The following is a 19,599-nucleotide window of genomic DNA, read 5'->3' as shown; positions in this document are numbered from 1 at the left end:
CATTCTGGCGGGTACCTGGTGCCTCAATCCCGAAGAACGCCTTTCGGCGGGCCAAGCGGAGGCAATCGATCGCGTTTTACGGGCCTATCCCGACCTGATCGACGACGCATTTGTCGATACATTCTTACAAAAAAGTCAGGATTATTTTAATGGTCAATAAAAGAAATAAGAATTTATGACATCATCGATCACTCGACGCAAATTTGTGACAAGTTCGGCGGCAATCATCGGTTGCACGGGATTGGTGAATCTGAATTATAGGAATAGGTCAAATCCCAATTCTGTCGAAAATGAGGATTTGATGGAAGAAGTGTTGCGTTACGAAAAAATCGACGCCCACGCGCACGTCGGCCTCAATGCACTGACTCCAACGGATATTATCGATATCGCCGATCGACTGGGCATTGGAACTTTAATGATTTCCAAGCCTATGAAACCAGGCAGCTTAGGTTCTCCCGAAGAGTTTATTGCGTGCAATAATGAAGTTCACAACGCCGTAAAAGCATTTCCGGGACGGTTCATCGGTATGTTAACTCTCAACCCGACCTACCCAAAAGAAAGCATGCAAGAGATAAAACGTTGCACGGACCTGGGTATGGTGGGTATGAAGCTGTACAATCACGTCAAGATCAACGACCCGCTCTTCGATCCGGTGATCGAGAAATTCATTGATCTGAAAATGGTCATTCTCATGCACTCACCCATCGGGAAGTCGCGGGTAGTTTTGGACGCCCGCGAGCCACCCAATGTATCGCTACCCGAGGATTTTGTGGATGCGGCCCGAAAGTACCCTGAGGCCATGTTTCAGTTTGCCCACATCGGTGGGGGTATTGACTGGGAGGACGCCTGCAAGGCGCTGCAGCACTCGCCCAATGTATATGTCGATGTTTCAGGAAGCAATAACGAAGGTGGCATGATCGACTTTGCTCTACGCTACATTGGCGAGGATCGTTTGCTGTTTGGCTGCGACTATTCTTTCTATCAGAGCGTGGGTGGCATGATCGCCGCCGACCTGTCGGAATCGCAGAGAAAAAAGTTATTTTTTGAAAACTATCAGGCCATTCTGAAAAAATCAGGTAACCATGTTAATTGATTGCAACAGCTACGTAGGGCATTGGCCTTTCCGACAATTGCGCGGAAACACATGCCGGGGACTGCTGGAAAGAATGGAGACCTACGGCGTGGATATGACAGTGGTCAGTAATCTCAACGGCATTTTCTATAAAAACACCCAACACGCCAACCAAGAGCTGCATGACGAAATTAATTCTGACAAGCGGTTTGCGAAACAAATCATTCCTTTTGCAGTCATTAATCCGGTTTATAGTGGGTGGCAGACTGATTTTGAAACTTGCCGCACCAAACTGGGAATGAAAGGCATTCGTTTGCACCCGATTCATCACCGCTATGAGCTGGACCATCCAAATTGTATCGAACTGGTAAGAATGGCACGTGATTACAACCTGCCCGTAGCGATGTCGCTCCGTATGGTGGATGCACGAACAAGCTCCTGGCTGGACGTTGAAAAAGAGTGGTCGCTGAGGGATATTATTCCCATCCTCAAAGAAGTGCCGGACGCGAGGTTCTTAGTACTGAATGTGGCCAATAGCACTGCATTAAGCGATGAAGAGCTGCAAATTTTCAGGAACACTAACCTTATTATGGATACTTCCGGACGAAATATGAATGACCTCGGCCAAATGCTCTCTCAATTTGGCCAGGAAAAGTTTGCTTTTGGTACTCACGCCCCATTACTGGACAGTCGAACGGGCTTGCTGCGCATCGAAGCTTTGCGAGATCAAGAAGCGGACACTAAAACAAAGAATCTGTTGAGGTTTGGAAATATAAAGCGGTTCTTGAAATTGTAAACTGGCTTTTCAACGACTGCTGGCGGAATCGATATAAACGGCCAAATGGTTGTACATGGCTGTGCGAAACTGGGCCGCCGTGCCTTCTTTCAGCACCTTGAATAAATCGTAATGAGTAACCTGCTCTAGTTTAGACGACTTGGAAGTTTTATTGTAATAGGCAGCAAAAACATGGTCAAAAACCGGAGCAAGCATACTCTGAAACCGGTGAAGTGTTTCGTTACCCGTCATGTCGTAAAGTTTGCCGTGAAATTCGATTTCGTCTTCCTTCGTCAGGACAGCCAGCCCCTTTTGCCTCTCCGCTATCTCTTCCAACTCCGCCATATCTTCTGGTGTTTTTCGGGCGAAGAGTATTTCAGAAACCCCCAGTTCAAGCACCAAACGTAGTTCAAATACGTCTTTCAGATCATCTTGACTGAGCAAGAGCGGATTGAGTACTTTCTCTAAACCCGCCAACAAATCTGGTTGCGCCATAACCATGCCCCTCCTTGGCCTCGACTCTACCATTCCCAGCATTCGAAGTCGACTCAACGCTTCCCGTACTACGTTCCGACTCACATTGAGCTTTTGCGCCATCTCGAATTCGTTGGGAAGTTGATCGCCGGGCTTGAACGCGTTTTCGGTAAAATAATCCCTGAGGATGTTTTCCACCCGATCTGTCATCGAGAGACTTTCCAAAGGTTCGAGGGTGGTGGATTTAGCAGATGCCATATTGAGTTTTTGCGCAAATATAGCTTTTCGAGCTGTAATCCGCCTATCGAACGGAATATAATTCTTTTTTTTATACAAATACTTTGTTATTAAAATAGGAATAGTATATTTGTCCTACAATTAAAAATATGAATCTAGGAACAATTATCGCTCGCGTCATTAACCGCAGGCAAGTCATGAATTCAACCTCTACTCCTATGAAAAGGCTCGGCAAACAAAAATTACTTTTTCTACTACTCATGTCCACGATTAGCGCGGGGACAGTGTTCGGGCAGCGTACGATTACCGGTACCATACGGGCGTCCGACGACAATGCTCCCCTCCCGCTTGCAACCGTTATGGTTAAAGAGACGGTATCGGGCGTAAACGCCGACGAACGGGGCCAATACTCCATTCAGGTAGCCGAAGGCCAAAGCCTGATTTTCAGTTTTGTTGGTTATGAGAGTCAGGAGGTCGCGGTAGGCTCGCAATCCCAAATTGACATCACCCTGACCGCCGAAGCCAATACCCTGAACGAAGCGGTAGTGATTGGTTACGGAACTCAATCCAGGGCCACGCTAACCACTGCCGTGACCAAACTTGATAACAAAGTACTCGAGAATACCACTTTCGGCAATGCCGCCACGGCCATGCAGGGAACCGTTTCGGGCGTGCGGGTGCAGACAGTAACGGGTCAGCCCGGCGCATCACCCCGGGTAATCGTCCGGGGCGGTGCATCGATCAACAATCCCAACGGAGCTAACCCCCTCTATGTGGTTGACGGAGTACTTCGCTCCAATATGGACGGAATCAATCCGCAGGATATCGAGTCGTTACAGGTGTTGAAAGATGCCGCTTCCACCGCCATCTACGGAGCTAGGGCATCCAACGGAGTAGTTATCGTCTCGCTTAAAAAAGGGGTAGCAGGCAAACCACGCATTAGTTATAGCTACTCCGTCGGATTTTCTAACCTGCGGGAAAAGTACGACGTACTATCTGCCCGCGACTATGTGTATTACGGGCGATTGAGCGTGGCCGCCATCGGTGAGAAACACCCGGAACGACTTTCCTGGCTCAATGCTTCGCACGGTCAGGGGATCGGCAACGACCTGACCAATCGGACGGCTTTTACCACGCAGTACCTTACCCCGGAAAATGAGTATAAGCTTAACGAAGGTTGGGGAAGCATTGCTGATCCGCTGGATCCCAGTAAAACTATCATCTTTGCCGATACCGATTGGCAGGACGTCTTGTTTAGAACCGGCGTTACGCACGAAAACTACCTCAGCTTTGCCGGGGGAACTGAAAAAGCGACGTTCAACGCCGGAGTAGGCTATACGACGATTGACGGTATCGCGATTAACACTAATTATAAGCGGTTCACGACCAACCTAAACGGCCGACTCAAGGTCAACGACAAAGTATCCGTGTACGGTGGGCTGAATTTCAGCAGGTTCGGAGATAACTCTGTTTACGATGAAAATTTTCTGTTCGAGCGTTCCATCGCTACCCCACCCACGGCTAAGTACCGCTACGAAGACGGCAGCCTGGCGCCAGGCGTCAGCCAATCGTTGGGAAATCCTGCCTACCATCTCAGCCGCCAGAAGAATAATAATCAGGATAACAACATTACTCTGTCAGGAGGCGTGCAGTGGGAAGTGGCCCCCGGCCTTATTTTCGAACCATCCGCCTCCCTTTTCTACACGGTGAACGAGAACAATCGCTTTCAGCTGTCATACTACAACACCCCCACCCAACTCATCGACACACGTCAAGCTACGGGCTCTTACGCCAAGCGCAATCAACAGCAGTTCGACGCCACCCTGAGCTACGCCAAGTCCCTGAATGATGTCCATAACTTCCAAATTAAAGGCGGTCTGTCTTACTTCAACCGCGAGTTACGCAGTCTGAGTGCCGTGGGCCGGGACGCCGCGACGGACCTGATTCCGACCCTGAACGCCTCAGCCACGCCGGTGAGTGTATCCAGCTCAGCCAGTACCCAAGCCATTATGGGCTTTTTTGGCCGGATGACCTACGATTATAACCGCAAGTACCTGTTCACGCTTAATGCCCGCTACGACGGGGCCTCCAACCTGGGTGAACAGAACAAATGGGGTTTCTTCCCTGGCGTGTCGGCCGGTTGGAACGTGCATAACGAGGATTTTTGGCGAGATAATTTACCCGTAAGCAGCTTGAAATTACGGGCCAGCTACGGGGTTACCGGAAACCTGGGCAACCTGTCGGACTTTCAGGCCCAGGGACAATACAGCGTAGGAGAAAGGTACAGCGGCCTGCCTGCAGTAGAGTATACCGTCATTGCCAACCAGAATTTGCGTTGGGAACAGAGCAAAACGCTCGATTTCGGGTTTGACGCCGGATTTTTACAAAATCGTCTTCGACTCATTTTTGACTACTACCAGCGGGTAACGGAAAACCTGATCACCACCCTGGCCCTACCCCAGGAAACGGGCTTTAGCAGTATCCTTACCAACCTGGGTAGTCTTGAGAATAAAGGGGTGGAGCTGGAAGTGGCGACCAGTTTGGTGGCGAATGAAGGCTTTAATTGGGAGTTGTCCTTCAACGCCTCACACAATCAGAACGAAATTCTTAAACTACCCGAAAACGATAACCTCAACAATCGAATTGGTGGGTACGAGGTGTATGATCCCGCGCAAGATGCCTATGTTTACAAAGGCGGGCTGCAAGAAGGCCAACCCACGGGGCAACTCTATGGCTATAAGTACCTCGGCGTGTATGCAACCGATGAAGCAGCAGCGGCAGGCCCCAGAGACGAACTGGTAGCCGGCTCAGACAAGCGCAAGTTTGGAGGAGATGTGAACTGGCTGGATGTGGATAATAACGGAGTAATCGACAGCCGCGACCGTGTACCAGTCGGTAATATCTATCCAAAGTGGACGGGCGGCATTTCATCTTCAGCTTCATACAAGGGTTTCAGCCTGTACGCCCGTGCAGACTACATGACGGGACACACGATTTACAACTATGTGCGGGCCAACATGAACGGACAGTTCGTGGGCGATGTAAACGGCACCACCGACTTACTACGTTCCTGGCTCGAGCAGGGGGATCAAACTGACATACCTCGCTACTACTGGGCAGACCAGGCGGCGCAAGCCAACTACTGGCGTGGGGATCCACGAAACATCGATAACGGCCGTGGTAGCTCGCAGAACTACGAAAAAGGCGACTATTTGGCGATCCGCGAGGTTACGCTCGCTTACAACATTCCGGTGGAACTATTCCGCCGCGTGGGTATCAGTAATTTGAGAGTAAATCTTACCGGAAATAATTTGAAGTACTTTACCAAATACACGGGCCTTGCCCCGGAAGATGGGGGCAGCGACCGCGGCCGATACCCGGTTCCGAGGGTACTCATGGTTGGTCTGAAAGCTTCGTTTTAATTACCTAAAATCAAGAATATGAAATCTTTAAAGAAAATTGGACTATTGGCGCTGTCGTTGACTTTTCTGGGTTGTGACAGTCTTGTGGATCTGACACCCGAGAGCGTGATTTCCGTCAACTCTTTTTGGAAAACCGAGGAGGACGCCCAGGGCGGCCTGGTGGGAATGTACAATCAGTTCAGGGACTTCGCCAGTGATGATTTGATTCTACTGGGGGAAGCCCGCAGCGAAACGCTGGGCAACGGCCTCGCCAATGCCTCCTTCCGCATCAAGTACTTCGAGAACTCCCTTTCTGAGAACGACGCCGACCTGAATTGGCAACAAATGTACCGCGTGGTAAACTATGCTAATCTGGTGATCAAGTACGTGCCGGACATTTCCTTCAACAATGAAGATAGCAAACAGTCGGTCCTCGCGCAAGCCTACTGCATGCGAGCCTACATGTACTTCGTGATGGCCCGTACGTGGGGGGACCTGCCTCTGATTACGGAACCGGTGGAAGGCTACGACGCCGAAACTACCTTCAAAGCCAGAACGTCGGCGGCGGAAATTTTTCAATTCATTAAAAGCGACATTCAAAAGGCCAATGACCTGTTTCCCAACAACAAGTTCAGCGCTAAGCGTGATTTTTGGTCCATGCCCGCTGCCAATATGCTGAAGGCCGACGTGTACCTTTGGACGGCCAAGCGCCTGAACGGAGGCACGGCCGATTTGAACGAAGCCCTGAAAGCCCTCAACGAGGCGGAGCAGTCGGATGTGGCTCTGCTGGATAACTTTGCCAACGTCTTTGCCTACAATAACAAAGGAAATAAGGAAGTGATCATGGTGGCGCATTTTGCCGATTTGGAAGTAGGCGACAACTACTTCGACGATATGTACATTCGGGCAAGCGAAATGACGCCCAACATGGGTCAACAGGCTTTCGACATCATTGGAGCGGGCGGTGGTAACAATTACTGGGCTCCTACTGCGACCCTGCGCAATCAGTTCACCTCCGACGACCAGCGGCGTAATGTCAGCTTTTTGGAGCTTTACGCTACCCAGAATGGAGTAAGAAATTACGTTACCTCGGTCGTTTTGAAAGGCAAGGGATTTGTGGTCGGTGGCGCCCGGAAGTTTCTGGATGATGTGATTATTTATCGGTACGCCGACCTGATTTTAATGAAAGCCGAGATAAAGAATGCCCTGGGACAGGACCCAACCGAAGAAATCAATCGGGTGCGGCGCCGTGCCTACGGGAATGCCTTTGCGCAGCACCAATTTGTGAACGGCACCAAGGCCGAAAACGACGAGGCCATCCTCAAAGAACGGCTTCTGGAATTTGCCTTCGAAGGAAAAAGGTGGTGGGATTTGGTGCGGTTTGGTAAGGCGTTCGAGAAAGTACCTTCCCTGAAAGGCCGGCAGAACGATCAGTACCTACTACTCTGGCCAATACCGTTGCAGACTTTGAGCTTGAATTCCAAACTCGTTCAAAATCCGGGCTACCGTTAAGCAAAGGTGTTAATGTACCCTAACTCCCCTACAAATAAATCAACCCAATAATGAATCAAAAAAACGACATTGGCGGTATTTGGCCGGCACTACTAACCCCTGTCGACGAAAGCGGTGCGCCCTCATTTTCGGAGCTGGAAAAAATCGTTCAGTTATGCGTGAGCCAGGAAATGGATGGTCTGTATATCCTGGGATCAACGGGTCAGGGGGTTCTGTTTACAGAGAACCAGCGCAAGGAAATAACCCGTAAAGTCGTTGAAGTGGCGCAGGGCAAACTACCCATTGTCGCTCAGGTAGGCGCTTTGAACACCCAGGAATCCATTCGGCTCGCTCAAGCCGCCCAGGCAGCAGGCGTTTACGGCATTTCCACCGTTGCCCCCATCTATTACAATGGCGGCGTGCCAAATGCATTGGCACACTACCGGGCAATCAGTTCGTCGATCGACATTCCATTTTATCCCTACCATATCGGCAATCAAAGTATTTTCGGTGGCGACGCCAGAGGGTACCTGGAACAACTCCTCCAATTGCCCAATATCGTCGGCATGAAACTGACCACTCAGAATCTGTATGAAATCAGCCTTGTCCATATTCTGGCTGGCGATAAATTGCAATTGTTCAGCGGTGCCGACGAACTTTTCTGCCACGCCACGCTGTGTGGCACCGTGGGGGCCATTGGCAGTTTTTTTAATTTGTGGGGCGAAGAATGCAAACATGTCCGGAAGGAATTTATCGCCGGCAACCACGAGTTAGGCACCCAGTTCATGCTGGCCTTTCAAGAGACGATCAATCAGGTATTACCCAATATTTGGACCTTTTTGCAACAGGCCATGCAAATGAGGCATGGCGTCGCCATTGGCATCCCAAATCCGCCCCTGGGTATGGGAAACCAGCGTTGGAAGGATGAAGAGATAGAAAAGATTTTAGAACACATGGCCATCCTGTCCACATCTACAAGGGAAAATCATTAACAATCCTGACATCCATGTTCATTTTGCGCACTTTAAAACTACATTTTTCTATCCGGCTGATCTGGTTGAATTTGCTTCTGTTGCCAATTCTTGCGTCGGAAGATCTTCATGCTCAGGAGTCGCTACAGCAGAATTCAGTTCTCAAACTAGCCCCCGGCGAGGACAATCCCCGAAACAGTGAGGGGGATTTTGTCACACTCAAAGACGGGCGTATTCTGTTTGTGTACAGTCACTATACGGGTGGCTCCAACAGCGATCACGCTCCTGCTTACCTGACAGGACGCTACTCAAAAGATGGTGGCAAAACGTGGACGAGTGAGGATAAAGTCATTGTAGAACGGGAAGGCGACATGAACGTAATGTCCGTATCGCTGTTGCGCATGAAAAACGGGAAAATCGCGCTATTCTATCTCAGGAAAAACTCCACCAAAGACTGTATCCCTATGATGAGAGTTTCTTCTGATGAGGCTAAGACATGGAGCCAACCCAAGCCCTGCATCGTGGATAAGAAAGGGTACTTTGTGCTGAATAACAGTCGGGTCATTCAATTGAAAAATGGTCGAATCCTGATGCCCGTGGCTCTGCATACCACGGCGGATGGTCAATGGCAGAATAAAGCTGACTTGTTCACGTACTATTCAGATGATAATGGAACTACCTGGAAATCCAGTCAAAAAGTACCTGACGCCACTGAAATCGTCACTCAGGAGCCGGGTGTCGTTGCCCTCAAAGACGGTCGGGTGATGATGTACATTCGCGCCAGCGGCGGGGTGCAGCAGCTATCCTACTCAAAGGATGGGGGTGAAACGTGGAGCGCCATCGAACCCAGCGCTATTCACTCTCCGCTTTCCCCGGCGACGATCGTTCGCGTGCCTGCGACGGGTGACCTATTGCTGGTCTGGAATAATCATAAAGACATCGCCGAAGGCCCGCTTAAGGGCAAAAGAACGCCGCTGACCGTGGCGATTTCCAAAGATGAGGGAAAGACCTGGCAGCACATCAATAACATCGAGAGCAATCCCGAAGGTTGGTACTGTTATATCGCTGTTCATTTCGTTGGTGATCACGTTTTGCTGGGGTACTGCGCCAGTGACTTGTCCCAAAATCCTAAGCTTTCCGTTACAAACATTACGCGTCTTGCCCAGCGAGGACTTTACCATTCGGTCGATTGAATCCGGAAAACCCGGCCCATCCGTGCTTCTTTCGGCCGGCGTTCACGGTGACGAGTATGAACCCGTCCTGGCTGCGCTGGAATTGGGCGAACTATTGCCGAGTATACTGGTATGCGGCGATGTGTCAATCGTCCCGATCGTCAACGAAAGTGCCTACCGGCTGGGGAGCCGCTACGGCGAAGATAAGCTGGATTTAGCGCGTGTCTGTCCGGGCAATGCCGTTGGTACTACCACAGAAAGGGCCGCTTATCGCATCAGTGAGCATATTAGACAGGCTGATTACTATGTCGACATGCATACCGGAGGGCTGGCCTATGACATTGCTCCGCTGGCGGGGTACTTGCTACATCCTGTGAAAGAAATTTTAGCAAAGCAACAACAAATGGCTTTGGCTTTTAATCTGCCTATCGTGTGGGGAACCGACGCCACTGCCAACGGGCGAACGCTCTCGGTGGCCCGCGATGCCAACGTGCCAGCCATCTACGTGGAATATGGGGGCGGCTCAGTGTTTCAGCCCCAGGTAGTTGAAAAATATAAAGCAGGTTTTTTGAACCTGTTGAGTAGTTTAAAAATGATAAACCACCCCGTGGGTACTTTGCCTGCCGATGGCCGGTTTTGGGTAGAAGACTACCGCAGAAACAGCGGGTATTTACAGATAATGATGCCCTCGCCGTCCGACGGGATCTTTTTACCAGAAAATAATTTGGGTAGTTTTTTGAAAAAAGGGGATCGCTGGGGGATGGTAGTCAATCCGCTCACTGGCCAAAGAGAAACTGTTTTGGTAGAGCAGGATGGCTTGGCTTTTTTGCAACGAGCAAATTGCAAAGTAGAAAAAGGGGATGCGTTAGGCGGCATTTTACCCATCACTAAACCAGGTAAAATAGTAATCGATGGACAATGAAAAAGTGACAATCGTCACCGGGGCCAGTGGCGGCATAGGCACTGCCACCGCCTTGCGGTTTGACGCCGAAGGATACCGCGTGGTACTTTGTGACATCGATGAAAGTGGCTTACAAAAAACCGCTGACCAATTGGAGCGACAGCAGGGTAGTAAATCCTTGGTTTTGGCGGGCGATCTTGCAGACCAGAACTACCTCCAAAATATTGTGCGGGAAACGGTTGCGAAATTAGGCCGTGTGGATGTCCTAATCAATAATGCTGCCTGGCGAACCGTCGAAAGCCTGCGAACGATGGCCATGGAGGATTGGGAGAAGACGCTGAAAATTTGCCTGACCGCCCCCGCCTTCCTGGCCAAATGGGCAGCGGCCGAAATGGAGAAGGCTGGTTCGGGTGGCGTGATTGTCAATGTGTCCAGCGTGATGGCCGGGCGACCTTCCGGGATTGGCCCTGCGTACATAGCCGCCAAAGGCGCCCTCGAAGCGCTGACACGAGAGCTGGCCATTACCTACGGACGTAGCGGCATCCGGGTGGTGGGTGTGGCACCGGGCTACATCGACACGCAGCTTAGTGATGACTATGTCGATCCAAAAGGGAAAAACGTTAGCGACAGCTTGATTCAGGAATTAACTGGCTACATTCCCTTAGGTCGGGGAGGGTTACCTGCGGAAGTAGCAGAGGCCATCCTCTTTTTGTGTTCGGGAGCGGCCTCCTACATTTCGGGTACCACGCTGGTAGTTGATGGTGGCTTCAAGCCAAATTTCAATTCCTATTCCTCAAAGAAACTCCAACGACCCGACGAATTTTGAACAGCATCTGGCGATATGATTCCTTTTTGCCCCAGGTTTCCGAACCTTGCCGAGTCGTGCTTGGCGAGGGCAATACACCGCTGGTGAAATCCCGAAGGATCGGTAAGGCACTGGGTCTGGAGAATCTGTATTTCAAACTTGAAAATTTGAACCCCACCGGTTCGTACAAAGATCGTTTTGCGGCTGTGCTGGTAAGCGAAATGGTGGCGGCTGGCCAAAAATTTTGCATCGCCACGTCCAGTGGGAATACGGGAGCGGCTTTGTCCGCTTATTGCGCCGCGGCGGGTATTACCTGCGTCATTTTCGTAGTGGACGGTGCCCCATCTTCCAAAATCCGGCAAATGCAGCTTTACGGAGCGCATATTCGGCTCGTAAAAGGCTTTGGCCTGGATCCGCTCGTTACGGCTAAGGTATTCGGTATTCTGGAGAAGTACTGCGCCGCGAATAAACTCCCCTTACCCGTCAGTGCCTACCGCTATTGTCCGTCGGCCATGCGGGGCGTGGAAACGCTGGCTTTGGAATTGAAGGACTCTACGATTGCAAATATAGACCACATTTTCGCTCCCGCCGGCGGGGGCGGATTGACGCTTGCCGTGACCAAGGGAGTCATATCATCGGGGGCAAATAGCAAAGTACATTGCGTTCAACCGCGGGGAAACGATACCATCACCTCTCCCCTGCGAGACCACGCGAGTATGGCCCGTGCCGTGGCCGCCTCCACTACCCGGATCAGCGGCCTTCAGGTACCCAGCGTGCTGGACGGCAATCAGGTAATCGAAAATTGCAGGGCTCTGGGTGGTAATGGCTATGTGGTGAGCGATGAATCGGTTTTTAGCTGGCAAAAAAGGCTGGCAACCCAGGAGGGAATCTTCTGCGAACCGGCTGGTGCCGTAGCTTTGGCCGGTTTGGAAGATGCCCTTCTGCGAAATGAAGTATCGCCGAGGAACGAAACCGTAGTCTGTCTGATCACCGGCAGTGGGTTCAAAGACATGGAAAACGTGCACCAAAACTTTCAATTAACGGAACCTCAAACTATTGAAGAGACAAAAATTAGTCGGGAAATTGAAGTTCTCAACCAGCACTGACCGCTATGAGTGATTTTGCCTTGAAACTTTCGGGAAACAGACAGTTCTACGCCTGGCTGGTCGTAGGCCTGCTTTGCGTCGTGGGCTGCCTTAATTATCTGGACCGGATTATGATCACCACCATGCGGGTATCCATTCTTGAGGAAATTCCCATGACCGATGCTCAGTTTGGTTTGCTGACTTCTGTTTTTCTTTGGGTGTACGGATTACTCAGCCCTTTGGCCGGATTCCTGGCCGACCGCTTTAACCGAAGTCGGGTCATTATAGCCAGCTTGTTCGTTTGGTCGATAGTTACCTGGCTAACCGGGCGGGCTACTACTTTCGAGGAATTGCTGCTCACCCGGGCTTTGATGGGAATCAGCGAAGCCTGTTATATTCCCGCCGCCCTGGCCCTGATCGTGGATTATCACCGGGGACGCACGCGCTCCCTGGCCACTGGCATCCACATGGGTGGGATTATGATCGGACAAAGCCTGGGTTTTTTGGGTGGCTGGCTGGCCGAGAACCGAACCTGGAATTACGCTTTCGCCGTCTTTGGCCTCATTGGCCTGGCCTACTCCGTCGTCCTGCTCGGTACTTTGCGTGACAATAAAGAGGAGAGCGAAGAGACATTGCCGTCGGGCCAGCCGAATAAACCGGGATTTCTCAGCTCGATTGAGGATTTAATCAAAAACCGCTCCTACCTCCTTTCCGTTGCCCTTTGGGGGTTGGGTGGGATTACGAGCTGGATGGTAGTTGGGTGGCTGCCTACTTACTACATGGAGCAATTTAACCTGTCGCAAAGCATGGCGGGCGTGTACGCCACGGGCTATTTTCACGCCGCTTCGCTGGCGGGCGTGTTAGCGGGAGGCTTCTTCGCCGACCGATTGACAAAATATTTTTCAAGAGCCAGAATACTCGTCCCGGTGGTGGGGTTGTTGGTGGCCGGGCCAGGAATTTTTTTAGCAAGTAGTACCACCATTCTCAACCTGGCTATCGTAGGGTTCATGCTCTATGCCTTTACCCGCTACTTCCTGGATGCAAACATGATGCCGATCCTGTGCATGATTGTGAACTTCCGCTATCGCGCCACGGCCTACGGCTTGCTGAACATGGTTTCCTGCATTGTGGGTGGAATTGGGCTTTACGTTGGCGGGGCATTACGTGATGCAGATATCAACCTTGGTTTGATGTTCAGAGTCGCTTCGGTACTTTTATTACTATGCGCCGGATTGCTGTATCTGGTAAAACCCGACAAGGCTATCGGGCAAGTCCCGACAACCTGAAGGTGGTACATTAAAAATTTCTTTCACTGACTTAATCGAATAGAGTGGATCTACCCAAACTTCAAGAAAAACTATACGTCGCCGTCCTTACTGATGTCCTCGACCAAATGGGCTACCGTCAGCAAGCTACTCGTAGCGCGTTCTTTGCTTATACTGGAACCGACAAATTGCTGGGTCGCTGTAAGACCACACTTTGGGCGGATATCTTTAATGTTGATGAAAATCCCTATGAAATGGAATTGCAGGCCGTTGATTCCTGTCAGCCGGGAGATGTGTTGATCTGCGCGGCGGGCGGCTCCAACCGCTCGGGTATCTGGGGGGAATTGCTTTCTACAGCGGCTCGGAACAGCGGCTGCGTGGGAGTTATCGTGCACGGAGCGGTGCGGGATGTCGCCAAAATGCGCGAAATGGGTTTTCCCGTTTTTGCCACTGCTAAAAACGTGTACGACAGCCAAAACCGGCAAAAAGTCATCGAAATGGATGTTTCTGTCGAAATAGATGGGGTAGTTTTTAATCCCGGCGACCTGGTTATGGCCGACGAAGACGGTATTGTGGTGATTCCCAGCCAGATTGAGGAGCAGGTGATTGAGGCTGCTTTGCAAAAAGTAGACGCGGAGAATATCACCCGCGATGCCATAAAAAACGGCATGAAAGCCACCGAAGCGTACCAAAAATACGGAGTATTATGAGCCAGATTCAAGTAGTGACCGGGAGTAATGTCCCAAAAAGTACCTTACCATTTTCGCCAGGTATTATTTCTGGTGAACATTTGTTCGTATCGGGTCAAGCCTCGGTCGACGACCAGGGAAATATTGTCGTCGATACCTTTGAAGGCGAGTGCCGGCGTTCCTTTGACAATCTGAAAAGGATCGTCGAGGCGGCCGGAACCAGTCTGGATAACGCTGTTCAGGTGAGAAATTACGTAGGCAAACAGGAGTACCTAACCGAATTCAACGCCATTTACATGGACTACTTCAATGCTCCCTACCCCGCCCGAACTACCCTGATCGGCTGCCTGGGTGATCTTCTGAAATTTGAGGTAGATGCCGTGGTTTATTTGGGTGAAAGAGAGTGAGATCATGAGAAAGCGCGTTGCCTTACTGGGGATATACCACGAAACCAATACGTTCATCGACGTCGCAACTACATTGGACGACTTCAAAAATGGGTATTGGTTGGAAAGGGATGCCATTCGGGCGGAATACCAGGGAGCGCATCACGAGATCAGCGGCGTAATCGAGGTGATCGACGCTTCTCCGGACGTTGACCTCGTTCCGGTATTCTATGCTATGGCTACACCCGGTGGGATTATTTCGGATGAAACCTACGAGGCTATTCGATTCCATATGATGGCCATGCTGGACGATGTTCTGCCCGTCGAGGGTTGCATCGTCGTGCCCCACGGGGCGGGAGTCACGCCGACTAATCCCGATATGGATGGTCATTGGCTGGGAGCGCTACGGGAAAAGCTGGGGTCCAATATCCCGATTATTGGCACGCTGGATCCGCACGCCAATGTAAGTCCGGAAATGGTTCTGGCTACCGATTTTCTGATCCCCTATCGTACGAACCCCCACATCGACCAGTTTGCCACCGGATGTAAAGCGGCTGAGGTAATGCTGAAAACTTTGTGCGGCGATATCAAACCTGCTCAAAAGCTTTTTCAGCTTCCGTTGGCAATCAGCATAGAGCAGCAAAATACGAACGCCCATCCTTGTAAAGGTTTTTACGAATACGCCCACCAGCTGCAAACCGAATACCAATTACTATCAGCTGGAATTTTGCTTGGTTTCCCTTACGCAGATGTAAAGGAAATGGGTTCTGCTTTAATCATTGCTTCACAAAATAACAGCTCTCAGGAAACCGAAAATATCGAAAACGCAGGTCATGCACTTAGGGAATATGCGCTGGTTCACCTTCAAGATTTCGACGGGAAAAAGGTGAAAATCGACTCTGTCTTGAGCGACTTACTAGATGCCCCGAAACCCGTGTTGGCGCTCGATATCGGTGATAACGTTGGCGGTGGAGCACCTGGTGATAGCACGTATCTTCTGGAGTACTTTGAGAAAAAAAATATAGATGGGGTTTTCATCTGCCTTTATCATCCCGAAAGCGTAAAACAATGCCTTAACTACCAAACAGGTGATACGGTTAAGATCGACCTGGGTGAAACTGATAAAACCTACCCGGTTGAAGTCACCCTCCAATTTGTTACGGCGGGAGTATTTCAGGAAGACACCCCTAAACATGGTGGGTTCGTTAATTACGATATGGGTACTATCGCGGTAGTAAAAACACTACTGGGCAATACGATCATGCTAACAACCAAGCGGACGCCTCCTTATAGTATTCGACAACTGACGGCCTTCGGTCTCGCACCCATTGACTTCAATTTTATTGTGGCCAAAGGCGTCAATGCCCCGATTGCGGCCTACTCATCGGTTTGCCCTACGATTGCGCAACTCGACACACCCGGAGTAACACAGGCAGATATGACGCTTTTTCCTTATAAACATCGTCGGAGGCCGCTGTTTCCCTTTGAAAAAGTGGTCGCGTGAATGAATTATTCTATTGAAAAGCTTCTTGATCTACCCTTTTACACCGAAGGCCCTGCCATTGATCGCGAGGGGAATTTGTTTTTTACCACGCTCACGGGCGGCAAAATCTACCAAAAGAATCAGGAGGGGATTAGTTCCGCATGGGCCGAAGCCGCCTGTCCCAACGGCCAGGTAGTTCTGCCTAACGGTGAACACTGGATTTGCGACAGTCAAAATGCTTCCGTCGTCCGGTTAAGCTGTACTGGGCAATTTGTTGGGAATGTAATCGAAGGTTCATGCGCCGGTGTGTCCGTCAGGGTTCCGAATGATTTGGTGGTCGATTCTGAGCAAAACCTATACTTCACCGATTCGGTGCGCCACCATGGCAAGGTATGTTACCTGGGAAATGATGGTAAAGAATACATCGTGGCTGAAGGATTGGACTATCCCAACGGATTGGTTTTGGGAAAAGATGAAAGATGCCTGTACGTGGCCGAAAGCTACCAAAACCGAATTGTAAAAATGGCATTGACCGAACCCGGAGTTATGGCAGGCAAACCGGAGGTTTTCGCCGATTTGCCAATTCATGCATCCAATACAGCGATCGGCAATCTACCAGATGGTTTGGCGCTGGACCACAAAGGCAACGTCTGGGTGGCCCACTACGGCATGCAAGCCGTCCAAGTACTTTCAGCAGGCGGAGAGCTACTGTTCACCGTAGACACCCAACTACCTCTGACCAGCAATGTCTGCTTCATGGAAGATGAGCCCGAGCGTCAGAAATTGATCATCACCGGCGGTTATGGCGAGCCGGGTCCAGGAGCGGTACTGCTGCTTACGGTTCTCCACTAAACCACCGAATCTAGAAATGAAGGTCAGAAAATCAGTAATAAGTAGTCTGCTTTGCTCATGGATTGTAGTGTTTTCTGTTTGCGCCCAGTCAAGTTTACAATGGACTGAACTCCCTGCCCTTCCTGACAAACATGGATTTGCTGGAATGTACGCGGGCGTGAGCAACAATGCCTTGCTGGCCATGGGTGGAGCGAATTTTCCTGGAAAACCACCCTGGGAGGGAGGACAGAAAGTATGGTATGACGATATCTACATTCTCGAAAAAGGGAGTAAAAATTGGGTGAAGGCGCCCACCAAACTACCCATTCGCAGCGGCTACGGCGTATCATTTTCTTACCAAAACGAGGTTATCATTATTGGCGGCAGCAATCAATCCGGACACCTCGACCAAGTCCAGGGGGTAGTTTGGAATGGGCAGCGAATTTTAAAATCCAGCTATCCCAGTCTTCCTTATCCCCTCGCCAACATGGGTGGTGCACTTCTGGGCAGTACTATTGTGCTGTTCGGTGGGAGCAATTCGGCGGATGGAGCGGCTCTAAAGAAATGCCTGATACTGGATTTGGAAGCCAAAGTCTCGGGCTGGCAGGAGGTACAAGCGTGGCCGGGCCGCGAACGTCGATTTCCCGTCAGTGCAGTATACAAGGATGCTTGCTACATGTTTAGTGGTGAAACGGTAGATACCAATACCAAAGGAGAAACGTACCGATTGATTTTACAGGACAGCTACCGGCTGAATCTACAAAAAAAGCAAGGCACCTGGCAGGCAACTTGGACAAAACTGACTGCCCTGCCAAGGGGAGCTTCGGCGGGCGGAACTACCCTACCCACGTTGCAAGACGATCGGTTCTTATTCTGGGGCGGTGTCGACGCCGTCACTGCCCAGTACAAAGTACCTGAAATGCACCCCGGGCTTACCCCTACCCTCCTATATTACTATCCTGATAAAGATAGTTGGGAATACCCCGGCGACCAACAAAATTACCCCTCTCGGGTGACATTGCCCGTAGTCCATTGGCAGGGGAAATGGCTGTACGTGAGCGGCGAGATAAAACCGGGCGTGCGAACACCGACCGTCGTAGGTGTTCGCTGATTCAAAGTTTAAGTCATCTTCAATCATTAGCAGTTGGTCCGTATCTGGAAAGGATAAGCGAATTTTGCCTATTGGCATGGATCTTAATTATGTATAAGCGGTTTTCGAACTGATGAGCTGGATATGACAATTCCAAACTACTTGCGCCAAGCGATGAATACGATTTTGTGGCTTTTGCACACGGGCTGCCACGGGACCGCCCGCGCGGTGGCGCAACCTGCCCCGCCACTATCCACACTGGCAAGCCGTTTATTATTATTTCATCCATGCGTAACGGCCTTCTGGAAAGTTAGCCGTTGAACCATTGTTTTACATTCTCCTCCGCAAAACCCAGGCTCGACGTCATGCCCTTACCACCGATTCCCGTCACGATGTGCAGCCGGTCTGCGACTTCGCGCTCAAATATTTCGTCGGGATGCTGAGCATAGTAGCCTGCCCAGGCGCGGGCGATGCCGCGTACCGGAAACGTGACAATGCGTTCGGCTTCCTTGAGCATGAGTTCATTAATAAATTCCTTAAGGTCAAAGCCCAGTTCACCGACTTTGGGGGCCGGGGCATATTCATGCGAATCGCCAATGATAATGGAGCCATCGGCAGCCTGCTTGAATAGAATATGAATACCCCATTTTTTTAGCTCCTCATAGTGAGGGGGGGCGGTTAGTTTGGCAAATGAGAGACACTCCTCAAAAGCTTCGTAACGGCGCAGGGTCAGTCCTGTCAATACATTGGCGGGCATTTTGACCCGAGGAAGTGGCTGAGTTTGCAGCATTTGTAGTTTACTAACTACCAAGCCGCTGTTGGCGTAAATCTCAGGAAAAAGCAGGCTAAACTCGCTTCCGCTGCACACCACTGCCCGCTCAGCCTGTAGCATTTCGCCGCGAGCGGTTCTGATTTGGATCAAATCACCCACTGGTTCGCAAGCAAGCACGGCGGAGTCCGGCCGGTAGTCTATATTATATTTCCGGCCGCCATACTCGATCAGTCGCTGCACCATGCGATCGGGCTCGACGTTCATGTCGTCGGGAAAGAAAATACTCCCCCGCACGTAGGCATCTTTCAGGTAGGGAAAGCGCGCCAGCGTATTTTCTGCTGAAAGCAATTCGTTGGGATAATCTTTCTGAGCAAAGATTACCGCCGATTCCTGCGCGATCTGCCATTCCTCGTCATCGGAGGCCACATAGACCGAACCCGCCGCCCGCACCGTAAGATCAAATTCCTGCTGGATTTCTTTATAAATTTCCAAGCTGCGCCGCCCGTAACCATGCCAGCGACCTGCCAAACCCGACGGTACTACCTGCCCAAAATTCCGGACGGTCGCACCCTGTAGGCGGTTGTCTTTCTCCAGCAAAGCCACACGTTTCCCCAGCCGGGCAGCCATCAGGGCGTGCGATGTTCCCAAAATACCGCCACCGACTACAATCAAATCAAAGGGCTTCATGTACTTACTATT

General features: G+C 50.7%; 17 protein-coding genes. 15 read left to right on the top strand and 2 right to left on the bottom strand.

Annotation, left to right across the window (positions count from 1 at the left end; all coding sequences use genetic code 11):
• The first annotated feature begins 175 nt into the window (after window positions 1–175).
• Both IE117_RS15440 and IE117_RS15435 read left to right on the top strand, forming a co-directional pair.
• Entirely contained in the window at window positions 176–1,093 is a 918-nt protein-coding gene (locus IE117_RS15440; protein WP_189565325.1) for an amidohydrolase family protein, read from the top strand.
• Window positions 1,094–1,166: 73 nt separating this feature from the next.
• A complete protein-coding gene (locus IE117_RS15435) occupies window positions 1,167–1,868 on the top strand; it encodes an amidohydrolase family protein (protein ID WP_229580923.1) in 702 nt (233 codons plus the stop codon).
• A 9-nt stretch (window positions 1,869–1,877) separates the two neighbouring features.
• Here IE117_RS15435 and IE117_RS15430 read toward each other — a convergent pair whose 3' ends face one another.
• Window positions 1,878–2,579, bottom strand: a complete 702-nt coding sequence (locus IE117_RS15430; RefSeq protein ID WP_189565323.1) for a FadR/GntR family transcriptional regulator — start codon at window positions 2,577–2,579, stop codon at window positions 1,878–1,880.
• 197 nt (window positions 2,580–2,776) lie between these two features.
• On the opposite strand from IE117_RS15430, the gene IE117_RS15425 reads away from it, so the two are divergent.
• From IE117_RS15425 to IE117_RS15365, 13 genes are read left to right on the top strand one after another with little or no spacing between them, the layout of a single operon-like run.
• A complete protein-coding gene (locus tag IE117_RS15425) occupies window positions 2,777–5,980 on the top strand; it encodes a SusC/RagA family TonB-linked outer membrane protein (RefSeq protein ID WP_189565322.1) in 3,204 nt (1,067 codons plus the stop codon).
• An 18-nt stretch (window positions 5,981–5,998) separates the two neighbouring features.
• Entirely contained in the window at window positions 5,999–7,471 is a 1,473-nt protein-coding gene (locus IE117_RS15420; RefSeq protein WP_189565321.1) for a RagB/SusD family nutrient uptake outer membrane protein, read from the top strand.
• 50 nt (window positions 7,472–7,521) lie between these two features.
• Window positions 7,522–8,442, top strand: a complete 921-nt coding sequence (locus tag IE117_RS15415; protein ID WP_189565320.1) for a dihydrodipicolinate synthase family protein — start codon at window positions 7,522–7,524, stop codon at window positions 8,440–8,442.
• Between the two features lie 14 nt (window positions 8,443–8,456).
• Window positions 8,457–9,614 (top strand): sialidase family protein, encoded by a 1,158-nt coding sequence (locus IE117_RS15410; protein WP_189565319.1) that lies wholly within the window; start codon window positions 8,457–8,459, stop codon window positions 9,612–9,614.
• Complete coding sequence (locus IE117_RS15405; protein ID WP_189565318.1) at window positions 9,580–10,515, top strand: succinylglutamate desuccinylase/aspartoacylase family protein; 936 nt, start codon at window positions 9,580–9,582, stop codon at window positions 10,513–10,515. Before IE117_RS15410 ends, IE117_RS15405 begins: the two co-directional genes overlap by 35 nt.
• Window positions 10,505–11,320, top strand: coding sequence for an SDR family NAD(P)-dependent oxidoreductase (locus tag IE117_RS15400; protein WP_189565317.1), 816 nt, complete (start codon window positions 10,505–10,507; stop codon window positions 11,318–11,320). The genes IE117_RS15405 and IE117_RS15400 overlap by 11 nt, the downstream gene beginning before the upstream one ends.
• On the top strand, window positions 11,317–12,405 hold the full coding sequence (locus IE117_RS15395; protein WP_229580921.1) for a PLP-dependent lyase/thiolase: 1,089 nt from the start codon (window positions 11,317–11,319) through the stop codon (window positions 12,403–12,405). The genes IE117_RS15400 and IE117_RS15395 overlap by 4 nt, the downstream gene beginning before the upstream one ends.
• A 5-nt stretch (window positions 12,406–12,410) precedes the next feature.
• A complete protein-coding gene (locus tag IE117_RS15390) occupies window positions 12,411–13,670 on the top strand; it encodes an MFS transporter (protein WP_189565316.1) in 1,260 nt (419 codons plus the stop codon).
• A 44-nt stretch (window positions 13,671–13,714) separates the two neighbouring features.
• Window positions 13,715–14,359: an RraA family protein gene (locus tag IE117_RS15385; protein WP_229580919.1), complete on the top strand. Its 645-nt coding sequence runs from the start codon at window positions 13,715–13,717 to the stop codon at window positions 14,357–14,359.
• Window positions 14,356–14,745 carry a RidA family protein gene (locus IE117_RS15380; protein WP_189565315.1) on the top strand — a complete coding sequence of 130 codons (390 nt, stop codon included), beginning with the start codon at window positions 14,356–14,358 and terminating at the stop codon, window positions 14,743–14,745. The genes IE117_RS15385 and IE117_RS15380 overlap by 4 nt, the downstream gene beginning before the upstream one ends.
• 4 nt (window positions 14,746–14,749) lie before the next feature.
• The gene (locus tag IE117_RS15375; RefSeq protein ID WP_189565314.1) at window positions 14,750–16,228 is read left to right on the top strand and encodes a M81 family metallopeptidase; all 1,479 of its coding nucleotides are present in this window, start codon (window positions 14,750–14,752) and stop codon (window positions 16,226–16,228) included.
• Window positions 16,229–17,059: an SMP-30/gluconolactonase/LRE family protein gene (locus IE117_RS15370; RefSeq protein ID WP_229580917.1), complete on the top strand. Its 831-nt coding sequence runs from the start codon at window positions 16,229–16,231 to the stop codon at window positions 17,057–17,059.
• Between the two features lie 16 nt (window positions 17,060–17,075).
• Window positions 17,076–18,149 carry a hypothetical protein gene (locus IE117_RS15365; RefSeq protein WP_189565313.1) on the top strand — a complete coding sequence of 358 codons (1,074 nt, stop codon included), beginning with the start codon at window positions 17,076–17,078 and terminating at the stop codon, window positions 18,147–18,149.
• A 289-nt stretch (window positions 18,150–18,438) separates the two neighbouring features.
• Here the strand turns inward: IE117_RS15365 and IE117_RS15360 are convergent, their stop codons facing one another.
• Entirely contained in the window at window positions 18,439–19,587 is a 1,149-nt protein-coding gene (locus IE117_RS15360) for a TIGR03364 family FAD-dependent oxidoreductase (protein WP_189565312.1), read from the bottom strand.
• Window positions 19,588–19,599: the final 12 nt, after the last annotated feature.

It is taken from the genome of Persicitalea jodogahamensis, assembly GCF_014651615.1.
In the GTDB taxonomy this organism is placed as follows: Bacteria; Bacteroidota; Bacteroidia; order Cytophagales; family Spirosomataceae; genus Persicitalea; species Persicitalea jodogahamensis.
The sequence above is the reverse complement of the archived record's forward strand: the minus strand, read 5'-3'. Positions and strand labels throughout refer to the sequence as shown.

Bases quoted from the DNA above. Each gene is read 5' to 3' on its own strand.
- IE117_RS15440 (WP_189565325.1), top strand. From the start codon at position 176: ATGACATCATCGATCACTCGACGCAAATTTGTGACAAGTTCGGCGGCA.
- IE117_RS15435 (WP_229580923.1), top strand. From the start codon at position 1,167: ATGGAGACCTACGGCGTGGATATGACAGTGGTCAGTAATCTCAACGGC.
- IE117_RS15430 (WP_189565323.1), bottom strand. From the start codon at position 2,579: ATGGCATCTGCTAAATCCACCACCCTCGAACCTTTGGAAAGTCTCTCG.
- IE117_RS15425 (WP_189565322.1), top strand. From the start codon at position 2,777: ATGAAAAGGCTCGGCAAACAAAAATTACTTTTTCTACTACTCATGTCC.
- IE117_RS15420 (WP_189565321.1), top strand. From the start codon at position 5,999: ATGAAATCTTTAAAGAAAATTGGACTATTGGCGCTGTCGTTGACTTTT.
- IE117_RS15415 (WP_189565320.1), top strand. From the start codon at position 7,522: ATGAATCAAAAAAACGACATTGGCGGTATTTGGCCGGCACTACTAACC.
- IE117_RS15410 (WP_189565319.1), top strand. From the start codon at position 8,457: ATGTTCATTTTGCGCACTTTAAAACTACATTTTTCTATCCGGCTGATC.
- IE117_RS15400 (WP_189565317.1), top strand. From the start codon at position 10,505: ATGGACAATGAAAAAGTGACAATCGTCACCGGGGCCAGTGGCGGCATA.
- IE117_RS15390 (WP_189565316.1), top strand. From the start codon at position 12,411: ATGAGTGATTTTGCCTTGAAACTTTCGGGAAACAGACAGTTCTACGCC.
- IE117_RS15380 (WP_189565315.1), top strand. From the start codon at position 14,356: ATGAGCCAGATTCAAGTAGTGACCGGGAGTAATGTCCCAAAAAGTACC.
- IE117_RS15375 (WP_189565314.1), top strand. From the start codon at position 14,750: ATGAGAAAGCGCGTTGCCTTACTGGGGATATACCACGAAACCAATACG.
- IE117_RS15370 (WP_229580917.1), top strand. From the start codon at position 16,229: ATGAATTATTCTATTGAAAAGCTTCTTGATCTACCCTTTTACACCGAA.
- IE117_RS15365 (WP_189565313.1), top strand. From the start codon at position 17,076: ATGAAGGTCAGAAAATCAGTAATAAGTAGTCTGCTTTGCTCATGGATT.
- IE117_RS15360 (WP_189565312.1), bottom strand. From the start codon at position 19,587: ATGAAGCCCTTTGATTTGATTGTAGTCGGTGGCGGTATTTTGGGAACA.